Origin of the sequence: Rhizobium grahamii CCGE 502 (genome assembly GCF_000298315.2) — a bacterium.
Taxonomy (GTDB): domain Bacteria; phylum Pseudomonadota; class Alphaproteobacteria; order Rhizobiales; family Rhizobiaceae; genus Rhizobium; species Rhizobium grahamii.
Genome location: NZ_AEYE02000038.1, coordinates 160,942 through 174,810, shown reverse-complemented (window position 1 = coordinate 174,810; position 13,869 = coordinate 160,942). Strand labels below are relative to the sequence as shown.

Annotated in this window: 11 protein-coding genes; 8 read left to right on the top strand and 3 right to left on the bottom strand. The window is 57.9% G+C overall.

The genetic code is table 11. The features are described from left to right. Positions 1 to 15 precede the first annotated feature (15 nt). From RGCCGE502_RS33000 to RGCCGE502_RS32990, 3 genes are read left to right on the top strand one after another with little or no spacing between them, the layout of a single operon-like run. Complete coding sequence (locus RGCCGE502_RS33000; protein ID WP_016558576.1) at positions 16 to 1,110, top strand: microcin C ABC transporter permease YejB; 1,095 nt, start codon at positions 16 to 18, stop codon at positions 1,108 to 1,110. Beyond that, the gene (locus tag RGCCGE502_RS32995) at positions 1,110 to 2,258 is read left to right on the top strand and encodes an ABC transporter permease (RefSeq protein ID WP_016558575.1); all 1,149 of its coding nucleotides are present in this window, start codon (positions 1,110 to 1,112) and stop codon (positions 2,256 to 2,258) included. Before RGCCGE502_RS33000 ends, RGCCGE502_RS32995 begins: the two co-directional genes overlap by 1 nt. Beyond that, positions 2,255 to 3,892 (top strand): ABC transporter ATP-binding protein, encoded by a 1,638-nt coding sequence (locus tag RGCCGE502_RS32990; protein ID WP_016558574.1) that lies wholly within the window; start codon positions 2,255 to 2,257, stop codon positions 3,890 to 3,892. Before RGCCGE502_RS32995 ends, RGCCGE502_RS32990 begins: the two co-directional genes overlap by 4 nt. 738 nt (positions 3,893 to 4,630) lie before the next feature. On the opposite strand, the gene RGCCGE502_RS32985 is transcribed toward RGCCGE502_RS32990, so the two are convergent. From RGCCGE502_RS32985 to RGCCGE502_RS36195, 3 genes are all read right to left on the bottom strand, one after another. After that, the gene (locus RGCCGE502_RS32985) at positions 4,631 to 5,944 is read right to left on the bottom strand and encodes an HlyD family type I secretion periplasmic adaptor subunit (RefSeq protein ID WP_016558573.1); all 1,314 of its coding nucleotides are present in this window, start codon (positions 5,942 to 5,944) and stop codon (positions 4,631 to 4,633) included. After that, positions 5,941 to 7,686, bottom strand: coding sequence for a type I secretion system permease/ATPase (locus tag RGCCGE502_RS32980; RefSeq protein WP_016558572.1), 1,746 nt, complete (start codon positions 7,684 to 7,686; stop codon positions 5,941 to 5,943). The genes RGCCGE502_RS32985 and RGCCGE502_RS32980 overlap by 4 nt, the downstream gene beginning before the upstream one ends. Before the next feature lie 390 nt (positions 7,687 to 8,076). Beyond that, entirely contained in the window at positions 8,077 to 8,283 is a 207-nt protein-coding gene (locus tag RGCCGE502_RS36195; RefSeq protein WP_016558571.1) for a hypothetical protein, read from the bottom strand. A gap of 813 nt (positions 8,284 to 9,096) precedes the next feature. On the opposite strand from RGCCGE502_RS36195, the gene RGCCGE502_RS32970 reads away from it, so the two are divergent. The 5 genes from RGCCGE502_RS32970 (at position 9,097) to RGCCGE502_RS32950 (ending at position 13,813) form a co-directional block, all read left to right on the top strand. Beyond that, complete coding sequence (locus RGCCGE502_RS32970) at positions 9,097 to 9,825, top strand: SDR family oxidoreductase (protein ID WP_040676234.1); 729 nt, start codon at positions 9,097 to 9,099, stop codon at positions 9,823 to 9,825. 408 nt (positions 9,826 to 10,233) lie between these two features. Next, on the top strand, positions 10,234 to 11,388 hold the full coding sequence (locus RGCCGE502_RS32965) for a hypothetical protein (RefSeq protein WP_016558569.1): 1,155 nt from the start codon (positions 10,234 to 10,236) through the stop codon (positions 11,386 to 11,388). After that, positions 11,381 to 11,860, top strand: a complete 480-nt coding sequence (locus RGCCGE502_RS32960; protein ID WP_016558568.1) for a cupin domain-containing protein — start codon at positions 11,381 to 11,383, stop codon at positions 11,858 to 11,860. Before RGCCGE502_RS32965 ends, RGCCGE502_RS32960 begins: the two co-directional genes overlap by 8 nt. Before the next feature lie 5 nt (positions 11,861 to 11,865). Further along, positions 11,866 to 12,975: a DegT/DnrJ/EryC1/StrS family aminotransferase gene (locus RGCCGE502_RS32955; RefSeq protein WP_016558567.1), complete on the top strand. Its 1,110-nt coding sequence runs from the start codon at positions 11,866 to 11,868 to the stop codon at positions 12,973 to 12,975. A 91-nt stretch (positions 12,976 to 13,066) separates the two neighbouring features. Continuing rightward, a complete protein-coding gene (locus RGCCGE502_RS32950) occupies positions 13,067 to 13,813 on the top strand; it encodes an HAD-IA family hydrolase (protein WP_016558566.1) in 747 nt (248 codons plus the stop codon). Positions 13,814 to 13,869: the final 56 nt, after the last annotated feature.

Here is a 13,869-nt window from a genome sequence, read left to right as displayed (position 1 = left end):
GGAGGCTGAAAGCTGATGGGCGCCTATATTCTTCGCCGCGTGCTTTTGATGATCCCGACCATCGTGGGCATTATGGCGATTTCCTTCATCGTCGTTCAACTCGCCCCCGGTGGTCCGGTCGAGCAGGTCATCGCACAGCTGACCGGCGATGCGCAGGGCGCCGATTCTCGTCTTTCTGGCGGCGGCGGCGATCTCCTCGGCGGCGGTGGCCTCGATGAAGGCAGTTCGAAATACCGCGGCGCCCAAGGGCTCGATCCCGAATTGATCGCCAAGCTCGAAAAGCAGTTCGGCTTCGACAAGCCGCCGCTGACGCGCTTCGGCGAGATGATGTGGAACTACATTCGCTTCGATTTCGGCGAGAGCTTCTTCCGCAACACCACGGTTCTCGAACTGATCAAGGACAAGTTGCCGGTGTCCGCCTCGCTCGGCGTCTGGATCATGATCTTTTCATACGGCATCTCGATCCCGCTCGGCATCCGCAAGGCTGTCAAGGACGGCTCGACCTTCGACGTCTGGACCTCGGGGGTCATCATCATCGGCTATGCCGTTCCGAGCTTCCTGTTCGGCATCCTCTTGATCGTGCTCTTTGCGGGCGGATCCTTCTACGACTGGTTCCCGCTGCGCGGCCTCGTCTCCGACAATTTCGATCAGCTCGCCTGGTGGCAGAAGCCGCTCGACTATTTCTGGCACCTGACGCTGCCGCTGATCTCGCTCTCGCTTGCCGCCTTCGCGACGACGACGCTGCTGACCAAGAATTCCTTCATCGAGGAGATAAAGAAGCAGTATGTGGTGACTGCGCGGGCCAAGGGTCTGAACGAGCGGAAGGTGCTTTACGGTCACGTCTTCCGCAACGCCATGCTGATCATCATCGCCGGCTTTCCCGGCGCCTTCATCTCCGCCTTCTTCACCGGCTCGCTGCTGATCGAGAACATCTTCTCCCTCGATGGCCTCGGGCGCCTCGGCTACCTCTCAGTTGTCAACCGCGACTACCCGATCGTGTTTGCGACGCTCTACATCTTCTCGCTGCTCGGCCTGTTCGTCAGCCTGATCTCCGACCTGATCTACACCTGGATCGATCCGCGCATCGACTTCGAGCGGAGGGACGTCTGATGGACACCGCCGCCAATCCAACCACCGCAACGCCGGTCAAGCCGCCGCGCAAGGGGCTGCTGTCGCCGACCAACATCCGCCGCTGGAAGAATTTCAAGGCCAATCGCCGCGGCTACTGGTCGCTCTGGCTGTTCCTCGTGCTGTTCGTGCTCAGCCTGTTTGCCGAGTTCATCGCCAACGACCGGCCGATCGTCGCGTCCTACAAGGGCGAGATACTCTTTCCTGTGCTGGTCAATTATCCGGAAGAGAAGTTCGGCGGGTTCCTCGCCGAGACCGACTACCGCTCCGACGTGATCTCGGACGAGATCAACGCCAATGGCTGGATGATCTGGCCGCCGATCCACTACTCCTATCGTTCGGTCAACTCGAATATCCCGCATTCGGCGCCGACCGCGCCCTTCTGGCTGATGAGCAAGGAGGAGCGCTGCTCCGGATATCGGCAGGGCGCGACCGACCCCGGCTGCAACTTCGGCAACCTCAATTGGCTCGGCACGGACGATCAGGCACGTGACGTGCTTGCCCGCGTCATTTACGGCTTCCGCATCTCCGTGCTGTTCGGCCTCGTGCTGACGATCTGCTCGGCCGTCATCGGCGTCACCGCCGGTGCGATCCAGGGCTATTTCGGCGGCTGGACGGACTTGCTTCTGCAGCGCTTCATCGAGATCTGGTCGTCGATGCCGGTGCTCTACATCCTCTTGATCATCGCGGCCATCCTGCCACCCGGCTTCTTCGTGCTGCTCGGGATCATGCTGCTGTTCTCCTGGGTCGGCTTCGTCGGCGTCGTGCGCGCCGAATTCCTGCGAGCACGCAATTTCGAATATGTCAGGGCAGCGCGCGCGCTCGGTGTCGGCAACCGCACCATCATGTGGCGGCACCTGCTGCCGAACGCGATGGTGGCGACGCTGACCTTCCTGCCGTTCATCCTGTCGGGCTCGATCACCACGCTGACGTCGCTCGACTTCCTCGGCTTCGGCATGCCGCCGGGCTCCCCTTCGCTCGGCGAGATGATCGCCCAGGGCAAGGCCAACCTGCAGGCGCCGTGGCTCGGGCTGACCGCGTTCTTCACCATGTCGATCATGCTGTCGCTCTTGATCTTCATCGGCGAGGCGGTTCGCGACGCATTCGATCCCAGGAAGACGTTTCAATGAGTGACGCTGCTGAAACACTGCTGTCCGTTCGCGATCTCTCGGTGGCATTCCACCAGGGTGGAGAAACATCGCTGGCTGTCGATCGCGTCTCCTTCGATATCCGCAAGGGCGAGGTCGTGGCGCTGGTCGGCGAGTCCGGTTCGGGCAAGTCGGTCTCCGCCAACTCGATCCTGCGGCTGCTCCCCTACCCCTCCGCCAGCCATCCCTCTGGCGAAATCCTGTTCAAGGGCAAGGACCTTCTCAAGGCATCCGACAAGGCGTTGCGCGAGGTGCGCGGCAACGACATCACGATGATCTTTCAGGAGCCGATGACCTCGCTCAACCCGCTGCACACGATCGAGAAGCAGATCGCCGAGATTCTCGAGCTGCACCAGGGCGTGACGGGACAGGCGGCGCGCAAGCGTATCCTCGAATTGCTGAACCAGGTGGGCATTCGCGAGCCGGAGAAGCGGCTGAAAGCCTATCCGCACGAACTGTCAGGCGGCCAGCGGCAACGCGTGATGATTGCCATGGCGCTGGCCAACCGGCCAGAGCTTCTGATCGCCGACGAGCCGACGACCGCGCTCGACGTGACCGTGCAGGCGCAGATCCTCGAACTGCTGCGACAGCTGAAGGGCCAGCATGGCATGTCGATGCTGTTCATCACTCACGATCTCGGCATCGTGCGAAAGTTTGCCGATCGGGTCTGCGTGATGACCAAGGGCAAGATCGTCGAGACCGGCACGGTGGAAGAGGTCTTCCGCAATCCGAAGCACGACTATACCCGGCATCTCCTTGCCTCCGAGCCGCGCGGCGAACCGCCTGTTGCCGATTCTTCGAAGCCGATCGTGATGCAGGGATCGGATATCCGCGTCTGGTTCCCGATCAAGGCCGGGCTGATGCGCAAGGTGGTCGACCATGTGAAGGCCGTCGACGGCATCGACCTGCAGCTGCGTGCCGGCCAGACGCTAGGCGTCGTCGGCGAGTCCGGTTCCGGCAAGACGACGCTCGGTCTGGCGCTAACGCGGCTGATCTCTTCGCAGGGCCGGATCAGCTTCGTCGGCAAGGATATAGCCAGCTATTCATTTACGGAAATGCGCCCCCTCCGGAACCAGCTGCAGGTGGTATTCCAGGATCCCTACGGCTCACTCAGTCCGCGCATGTCGGTTGGCGACATCATCGCCGAAGGCCTCAAGGTCCATGAGCGCTCGCTTTCCTACGAAGAGCGCGACCAGCGGGTCTGCTGGGCCCTGGAGGAAGTCGGGCTCGATCTGCTGACCCGCTGGCGGTATCCGCACGAGTTCTCCGGCGGGCAGCGCCAGCGTATCGCCATTGCCCGCGCCATGGTGTTGAAACCGCGCTTCGTGATGCTGGACGAGCCGACATCGGCGCTCGACATGAGCGTCCAGGCGCAGGTGGTGGATCTCCTGCGTGACCTGCAGAAGAAGCACGACCTCGCCTATCTCTTCATCAGCCACGACCTGAAGGTGGTGAAGGCGCTGGCAAACGACGTCATCGTCATGCGCTTCGGCAAGGTCGTCGAACAGGGATCGTCCGCCGATATCTTCGGTGCACCGAAGGACGACTATACCAAGGCGCTGATGGCTGCCGCCTTCAACATCGAGACGGTCTCGACGCCCGCCGTCCAACAGTAAAGACGATTATGTCCGCAAAACCGCCCATTCTTGTCGATCTGAAGTTCGACCCTGACACCGTTGCCCGCGTCCTCAAAACGGCCGTCTGATCGGCGCTCGCCGCTGCCTGGTGAGAAGGGCAGCGATCCGCCGAAGCCATAAGTCGGCCGAGCATCGGGGAATAGGTGAGGTGGAACTTTGCCGGATTCCATGGGCCGCGACACACGAGAACAAGTCGGCGATATCGCCGCCGCTGGCAGTGTGGCGAGACATCTTTTCGCTGCCAGGCGACAGAGCTGTGACGAGCCATGTTGATTTGCTTTAATTCCAACTAGACGAAAATTGAGCCAAGATCGCAAGGGTAGCGGCCCGTGCTTGAGTTCGATCTACTGTTATTTGCATCATTAGCCTCCAGAGAGCTAGCGACTACACTACTGCCACTGTGCGAGGCGGCTACTCACCTCTGATGGGATCTCAAGGTGACCGAGTTTATCGTGCCAGACGGCGGCGATATAGGTAACACAGCTCGTAAGACATGGTGATGACCTCGTGCCGAACGGGTCGTCGATGGTTTGCAAGCCCCCTCTCTCCATGTCCATATCTCCGATAACAGCGCGTGAAGCTGAGGAGCAGCATCGTCGACTTCCATTGAGCAAAGGCGAAAGTCTGGCCAGGTAGCTTCTCCGACCCTCGCTCGCTGCCCCGCCCAGGCCCACCTCTTTCGCCGATATCCACCTCGCCGCTCCAGCCACGCGGTATTCAATCCTCCCGGAACGCATGCTGCATCTGGTCGGTGAGCGGCTTCGTCAGATAGGAGATGACGGTACGGTCGGCAATCTTGATGAAGACCTCGGCGGGCATTCCAGGGTACAGTGAGAGGCCCTTGAGCTTGGCGAGACTTTCTGGCTTGGGGCGGATCCGCAGCGGATAATAGGTGTCCCCTGTGCGCTGATCAGTCACGAGATCAGGAGCGACCGTCGCGACCTCTGCCTCGACCTCAGGCGTGGTGCGCTGGTTGAAGGCGCTGAAGCGGATTTCGACCGGCTGACCAACGCGGATCTGGTCGATGTCGCGAGTGTTTACGCGGGCTTCCACGGTCAGATCATCTGCCTCAGGTACGACGAGCATCAGCGTTTCCCCTGCCATGACGACGCCGTTGATGGTGTGGACAGCGAGCTGGTAGACGCGCCCGGGAACCGGCGCCGTGATGTCGAGACGGCGCAACTGATCCATTGCGGCCGTGCGGCGCTCCTCATATTCGGCGATCTTCGCCTCGGCCTCAGTTAGGTCCTTGGAAATCTCCGTGCGCCGGTCCTCATCGAGCTGTAGAATTTGCAGGTCGATTTCGCTCAGCTTTCCACGGGCCGCGGCGCGCGCGGCGACTTGCCGTCCCCGCTCGCCTTCGAGCTCCGCGCGCTGGCGCTTCAGCGTCGTAACCTGCTGGACCGGCACGAGTCCGCGGCTATAGAGCGAATCGACGCGAGTTAGCTCTTCCTCGATCAGCTTGAGCGCATCCTCGTTTCCCTTCGACTGCACCGTAAGGCCTTCGATCTCGTCAGCGAGCTGCGCCTTTCTCGATGCGAGCTGGCTTTTCATGCCGGCAAGCGCCGAGTTGCGGCTTGCGAAAAGCTTCTGCTCGCCTTCGATGAACTTCGACGCTGCCGCGCCGGAGATGAACTGGCCGAGATCCTTATCGACTGAGAAAGAGGCAGCACCGATACGCTCCGCCTGGAGCCGGGCGTGACGGGCATAGAGCTGCGCGAGGGTGCTTTCAACGATTGCGAGATTGGCGCGTCCAGTGGTGCCGTCGAGACGGATCAGAACCTGTCCGGCTTTGACACGATCGCCTTCCTTGACGAGGAGTTCGCCGACGATGCCGCCTGTCAGGTGCTGGATCTTCTTGACGTTGTCGTCGACGACGACGACGCCGCCGGCGACCACGGCGCTAGACAGCTCCGTTGTCGCCGCCCAGCCGCCGACGCCTCCGACCAGCGCAAGCGCCAGCACGGAAACGCCGATCATGTGACGTGAAAGCGAACGGCGCGAACTGGATGTCTGGCGCATGCGGTTCATTGCTTCATCTCCTGGCCTTCAACGATCTTCAGCGGCCTCTGCTGCTGGCGCAGCACCTTGCCAAGGACTTCTTCCTTCGGGCCGAAGGCGTGCATGCGGGCCTCCTGCATCGACAGGACGAAGTCGACGCTGGCAAGCGCGCTTGGGCGATGAGCGACGACCACAACGATGCCGCCGCGCGTACGTACATTCATGATCGCTTCGCTCAGCGCCTGTTCGCCTTCTGCATCGAGATTGGAATTCGGCTCGTCCAGGACGACCAGAAAGGGATCGCCGTAAAGCGCCCGGGCCAGCGCGACGCGCTGGCGCTGGCCTGCGGAAAGTGCCATGCCGCCTTCGCCGATCTCGGTCTCGTAGCCGTTCGGCAGACGCAGGATCAGATCATTGACTCCGGCAGCCTTGGCCGCGGCAACGATCCCCTCGGAGGTAGCATCCGGGACAAAGCGAGCGATGTTCTCGGCAACGGTTCCGGCGAAGAGCTCGACATCCTGAGGCAGGTAGCCGACATGTTTGCCGAGAGCATCGCTATCCCATTGGTCGAGTGCTGCGCCGTCGAGCCGGACGGAGCCGCGATAGGTGGGCCAGACGCCGATGATGGCGCGCGCCAGCGACGATTTTCCCGATGCGCTCGGGCCAATGACGCCAAGGGCGCTGCCCGCTTGCATGGTGAAGGTCACGTCCAGGACGGTAAGGCGCTGCGCCGCCGGCGGACCGCTCGCTAGAGCCTCCACGCTAAGTCGCTGTTGCGGGCTCGGCAGAGCCAAGGCCGTTTCCGTCTCGGGTAGGGCTTCCAGCAATTCCTTTAAGCGCCGCCAGCTCTGGCGCGCAGACACGAGACCGCGCCAATTGCTAATCGCGAGCTCCACCGGAGCAAGCGCTCGGGCAGTCAGGATGGAGCCAGCGATGATGATGCCGGGCGACGCCTGTCCCACGATCACTAGTGCCGCTCCAGCCGCGAGCATTCCCGATTGCAGAGCCATACGGAACACCTTCGACATCGCCCCATAGCCGTTGCCGATGTCGGAGGTACGGCGGTTCTCTTCACGGTATTCGGCGTTGCGGCGCTCCCAACGCTCAGTCATGCGCCCAGACATGCCCATAGCCTGAACGACCTCTGCATTGCGCTGCGACGCCTGCGCAAAGGCGTTGCGGTATCCGCCGACTTCGGCCGCCTTCTTTGCGGGCGCCTGGATGCCACGATTGGTGAGGTATGTGAGAAGCGTGAGGATCAGCCCGCCGCCGACGGCAACCATTCCGATGATCGGGTGAAACAGGAAGCAAATGACCACATAAAAAGGGAGCCAGGGCAGGTCGAAGAGCGCGGACGGTCCAGTGCCTGAAAGATATGACCGGACCTGATCGAAATCGCGCAGGCCCTGAAGGCTGTCCCCCCGCGTCTTGAGCTTCAGCGGTGCCTTGACGAGCGCTCGATAGATGCGGCCGCTGAGGCTCTCGTCGAGCGCGCCGGCGATACGCACGAGCATCCGGTTCCGGGTCAGCTCAAATATCCCCTGGAATCCATAGAGGAGCAGTGCGAGGAGACAGAGGGCGATGAGCGAAGGAATACTCCGGCTCGGCAGCACGCGGTCATAAACCTCGAGCATGAAGAAGGAGCCGGTGAGATAGAGAATGTTGACGAGTGCGCTTGCAACGCCGACGCCGATGAAGGCCGTTCGGCAGTCGCGTAGGGCGGAGGCGGGATTGGCGCTCCTATTGCTCGATGTTGCTGCAAAGTCTGTCACTAATGTCTCCCCACGGGATAACCGGCCGCACTTAGCCTTACCGCGCTCGGCGGCAAAAAAAGCAACGCCATTACCCGCGCCAGAGCACGAGAAGGCTCGCCTTGTGGCATGACGAGGTGCGGAGTTTGAAGCCAAACTGCCCTTGAGGACCTAGGCAATTCAACAGAGCCATGAGACGTGGAAGCCTCGCCGAAGCCTGTGCAATATCTGACCGTACAACCTTAGCGGCCGGCCGATTCCTTACCCAAGAGAAAGAGGCGGGATGAACTCAATCAACATGCCGACTGCATCTGCGGAAACACAAAACGTGCCGCCGCTCGACAAAGACAAAGGCCGATGGCGTCGGAACCGGCAGCGAAGGCTGCCGGTTCCTTAAACAATCTAAGTCACTCAGAGATGCCACCAGTCTGGTGAGGGCTCTGAACTCGCGACGGTGTCGGCGATTGGGTGGAAGCCGGGCTCTGCCGGCCCACTGACGTTGGGAACCCAAGTGTTCTGGCTGACGTCGAAGTGGTGCGAGGCGGCCCATTCGAGCAATTCGGCGCCGGGCTTAGGTACATTCACTACCTCGCCATTAGGTCCAGTATGTAGTGTCATTGAGGGTCTCCTTTTTAGTGCATCTACCCCGCCCAAAAGCCGCTCTAGCATTGGTAAGGATCCGCAATCCAATCCATATTCTGCATGGAACGAATTCGTCCTATGAATGAAGAACGCCCGGAAGGTCTTCGCTGGCAGCTTCCGCAGGGCCCCGAGGACAGAACTGAAGATCATAGTCCTGAGCTATGACTGGTTACTGATCTGGACGCTCCCCGGGGCGCGTCAAAGGACCTACGAACGCCGAAAAACCTGCGCGTCTGGGAAAGCCACTGAGAGGGGTCAAGGCCGCAGACCCGTTCAAAGCTCACTCGAAGACTAGTTAAAATACAGATGTCCGATGAACTCGATGTGTCGAGCGGCATTAGCCTTTGCCTGCTATGGCGTGATCAATCCAGCTCGATGTGACGCAATCGCCATCATGCTAACGAGGCGGGCGATCCGAGAGGGCAATGTTAGTGGTGTGGAGAGAACCTGATGGGTCTAAATAACCCTGTGGATGTCGCTGCTATGCGACGTTCCGGTCCTGGAATAACTCCTTGAGGGCAGGTTCCAAGTTGCGCGGTTTTGGTTGGCACGGCTATTGCAAAGACGTAGTCTAGCTTAACCGTTTGCTGCTCAAAAGCTTGTGCAAGAATTCTACATGTTAGCTACGGAAAATGGGGTGCGTCTGCTATCGGCTTCATATGACCACAGTTACCAAGCGGTCGACTCCAAAGCTTTACGACGCTCGCCGGAGTCTCTGGACCCAACAGCCTTTTTGGGACGAGCACGAGCGTGAAAAGCAAGTTTTCGACTGCGATCGAGGAGGAAGTCTTGGAACAGAAACTTGAAGGCAAGGTAGCGCTTATAACAGGCGCAAGTTCAGGTATCGGCCGAGCTACTGCGCTGGCTCTTGGAAGACACGGTGTGAAGCTCGCGCTCGTCGGCCGTTCTGCCGAAAGGCTCGAGCAGGTCGCGAATAAATCAGCCAGCGAAACGCTTGTTTTGTCGACTGATCTTGCCGCTCCGGGATCCGTTAAACATATCGTCGCTGCGACGACAGAGCGATTTGGGCGGATTGACATATTGCTTCCTAACGCGGGCATCTATATCCCTGGGGAGGTTGCTGAAGGCGATCCTAACGCTTGGGACAAGTTAATCGCTATCAATGTCAGTGCGGTCTTCCGTCTGGCCCGCGCTGTATTGCCGAGCATGATAAAGCAAGCAAGCGGGCAAATTATCGTCACATCATCCGTAGCCGGCCACCAGGCCCTCGTGGGAGAGCCGATCTATTCTGCTTCAAAACATGCGATCCAGGCTTTTGTGCATGGTTTGCGGCGGCAGACGATGGAACATAATATTCGCGTCGGTTCAGTGGCGCCTGGTATTGTGCTAAATGAGCTCTGGGGCTACACCGACTCCATGGCGGTCGATGCCAAGGTGGAGGCGCGAGAGGGCCTCCGATCGGAAGACGTGGCTGACGCAGTAGTCTATATGCTGACGCGACCCGCCAACGTCACCATTCGCGACTTGGTGATCTTACCTCAGCTTCAGGATATCTGAACGCTGCCGTACACCTCTCATGGTGCTCGGTGCCAAGGCCTTACGAGGCCGAAGCACTCGGGCTAACATCCCAAAGCAGAGCTTCAGCTTCAGTCCTTGTGGCTCTCGGCATAAGTCAATCTGGTCGTATCAAACACATGCATGGCCTCTTATAGTCGCCACGGCCATCCTTCCGACATTTGTCCTACCGCCTCAAACTCGCGGCAACAGGATTCGGTCAATTCTGTTTGAAAGTCTACACTCCAACTGAGTTCAGAGCGATCGACTTTTGGTCGCCGCGCCGCAATCGGATTGTGCGAGCCCACCGGGTCATAACCGCTAAATGAAGGTCTTGAGACGAATAGGCTGGTCTGACGTGGCCTGCATCTTGCTTTCCATTTCGAGCATGCAGCGATACATGGGAGCGACATGGGCAACTCAAGCGCTAAGCCGACGGAAATCTTCGGCAATCCTTCGTTGGGGGTTGGACCTATGTCAAAAAACACAGTGCAGGCTTGCGGTAGAATTGCGAACCGCCACGGCATTCCTTTGATGTTGATTGCCAGCAGACGTCAGGTTGAAAGTAAGAAACTGGGCGGCGGATATGTGGAGAATTGGACCACGCGTGAGTTTTGTGAATACGTTCGGAAAGAGTGTCCGCCGAATTCGTTGCTTATTTGCCGTGACCACGGGGGTCCCTGGCAACATCCAAGTGAGACGGAGCTCGACGACGAGAGTGCTATGAAATCTTCCCTAGCGTCCTTCGAAGAGGATATCCGATCGGGATTCCAGATAGTTCATATTGACACCAGCCTCGAGGGAAGGGGAGTTGCCGAAACAAAAAAAGCGTTGCAAAGGCTGGTGGAGTTATACGCGCATTGTCATGATTTCGCGAGAGGCCTTGGCAGATCGGTTCACTTTGAAATCGGATTTGAAGATCAAAGTGTCGACACGGATTATCCCCCGGAATTTTCCGACAAGCTGCATGATGTTCTAAGGAACCTGACTGACCGCAAACTACCGTTGCCATTGTTTGTGGTCGCTCAGACAGGCACGAAAGTGCTCGAAACAGAAAATGTGGGAGCGATCAAATCGGCTCCCCTTGCGGTCCGACACTCAATCGAGCAGCTTGCAAAAAGTTGCAGCAAGCGGGGCGTCGCGTTAAAGGCCCACAATGCGGATTATTTGCCGGCGGAGAAAATCACAATGCTTAAGCGCTGTGGGGTCTCCTCGATGAACATTGCGCCGGAGCTAGGAGTTGCCGAAACGCGAGCGCTCGTAGCCGTCCTTAAAGAGTTTAATTTGAATGCTCAGCTGGAACAGTTCTTGCAACTAGCCTTCGAATCGCTTGCGTGGAAGAAGTGGATGAAGCCGAACTCCCAAGCCTCGGATGCAGATCGTGCGATGATTGCAGGCCATTACGTATTTGGCACTGACGAATGTCGAGCTATCAAGGACGCCGCTGAGTCAGCATGCTGCAGGATCGGAAAAACATTGGACGTACTCTTGCAGAGTAAGGTCGAAGAATCGGTCGAGCGATACGTCCTCGCGTCGGTCGGAAATGTAGGTGCTAAACATGATTGACAGTTACCTCCATGAGATCTTTTCCGGCGCACCAGGCCCAGGCAGCAGTGCTTCGAGCGCGGCCAAAATTGAGCACGTGACCACGGCCAAAAAGGTCACTAAGCGATGGGGCGAGGAGCGTTGGCTCATAGCTGAAGGAGCCCCCTTTGGGTTTAAGGTCATCAACATTAGGGCTGGTCAAAAGACGAGCCTTCAGTACCATGAACGCAAGGAAGAGGCGAACCTAGTTCTGAGAGGAAGCGGCGTGTTCCTCTATGCCAACGCATCGAACGAACCGTTAAAGCAGGCGGATCTTAGCGCTGGTGACATCATCCATATCTTGCCAGGTAAAGTGCACCGCATCTACGCACGAACCGACGTAACACTAATAGAAGTTTCAACACCGGAATTGGATGATGTCATTCGACTCGAAGACGATTGGAACCGCGGCAGCGGTCGCATCGAGTCCGAACATTCTGGGGGAGCAGGTTGAACAAGATGGATTTCAAGGTGGCGCGATATGATTATCCCTCGCAGTTCGCTGGCATTGAAGCCGGACTACTGCAGGAAATCAAGGACCTTCTAAACAACGGTCAATACGTCCTTGGAGATGCGGTCTTCGACTTTGAACAGGACTTTGCAGCATACATTGGGACAGAACATGCTGTCGGCGTGAATTCCGGGACGGACGCGTTGATCCTTGCCTTGCATGCGTTGGGAGTCGGCCGGGGTGACGAGGTCATTACCGTAACAAACTCCTTCCACGCGACTGCGCTAGCAATTGTTAGAGTTGGGGCGATACCGGTTCTGGTTGATTGCAGAACGGACACGTTTCTGATCGATCTAGAACAAGTCGAAAGGAAAATTTCCGAACGAACGAAAGCTCTCATCGTGGTCCATCTGTTTGGTCAGTCGGTTGATATGGCCCTTGTCCATGACATTGCCAAACGTAACGAATTGCTTGTGGTCGAGGATTGCGCGCAAGCGATCGGCGCGCTATCCGGTGGAAAAAACGTCGGATCAACAAGCGACGCGGGTTGCTGGAGCTTCGCTCCGGCGAAGAATCTAGCTGCGGGCGGCGATGCCGGCGCTGTCACTTTGAACAGCACGGAAATTTCGGATCGAATACGTCAATTGCGTCATTTCGGCCAGACAACTCAAAACGAACATCTTACTCTCGGCTATAATTCCAGGCTCGACACGATCCAGGCTCTGATTCTGAAAAGAAAACTGGCGCGGGTCGCTAAGTGGGGCGCCGCCCGCGCTAAACTGGCATCGGCTTACAAGGAAAGATTGGAAGGTTTACCGCTCGCATTTCAAGAGGGCGCTAAACCTGCAGAGCACGCCTACCATTTATTCCAGGTCCGAACAGACTCTCGCAATAATCTGCTGTCCCATTTGCGGAAAGATGGTATTGACGCTGTTATACGATATCCAACCCCAATTCACTTGCAACCTGCTTTCGTTGATTTCGGATACCAGGTGGGCGACTTGCCCGTTGCGGAGGTTTTGGCGGCAGAAACACTTTGCCTGCCACTTCATCCAGCGATGACCGACGATCAGCTTCATCTCGTTTGCGACAGCATCAATTCTTTTTTTGCTAGCTAGACGCTCGCTAACAACCACGGCGTCTAGACGGAGGGTCTTCTGCTGCTGGTGACCACTTACCAAGATTTCGATGCCGAGCTGAGGTTCTTAGATGCCGAGAACATTCGTACAGCTGAACTGTCAAGCGGTCTTGTGCGACATGGACGGCGTATTGGTTGATTCAATCTCACAAATCGAACGTTGCTTGCGTCATTGGGCGTCCAAGCTCAATCTAGATGTTGAACATATCGTAGAGCTCTCACATGGCCGTTGCGACCGCGATGTTGTTCAGCTCGCGGCACCCTGCCTTGATGTAGAGAAAGAAATACGCCTTATTCAAGCGCATGAGGTTGCTGAAGCCGTTGACACTTGTGCAAAAAAGGGTGCGGTTGAATTTGTCAATTCATTGGCTCTGAATTCCTGGGCAATTGTTACATCCGGGTGTCGCGCTGTCGCGGAAATACGCCTCAAGGCAGAAGGTATCAGTATCCCCCACACTGTCATAACGTCAGATGATGTCACTTTCGGTAAAACGGATCCTGAGGGTTATCTTTCCGCCGCTCGCCATATCGAGGTCAACCCGGCGAATTGCGTCGTGTTTGAAGACGCGCCAGCGGGAGTTGCGGCTGCGCGAGCGGCTGGTATGCGGGTGATAGGAGTATTAGGAACTGTACCGGACGATAATCTTCGCTGTGATTTTCTGTTATCAGGGCTCGATGATGTCACGGCAATTCGAACAGCCTCCACCATAGAATTACATTTTCCCGTACTCGTGCACCGGCTCGGGAGCTTCAGCTTAGGTGCCAATTTCATCTGCAACGATCTTATTTCCGTGATCACGAGACGAAAGGTTCGTTAGGGGAGGGTAAGGGTCATCCGGGAATGTCTCTCGCCATTTTTTGCGCGAGGGCTGTT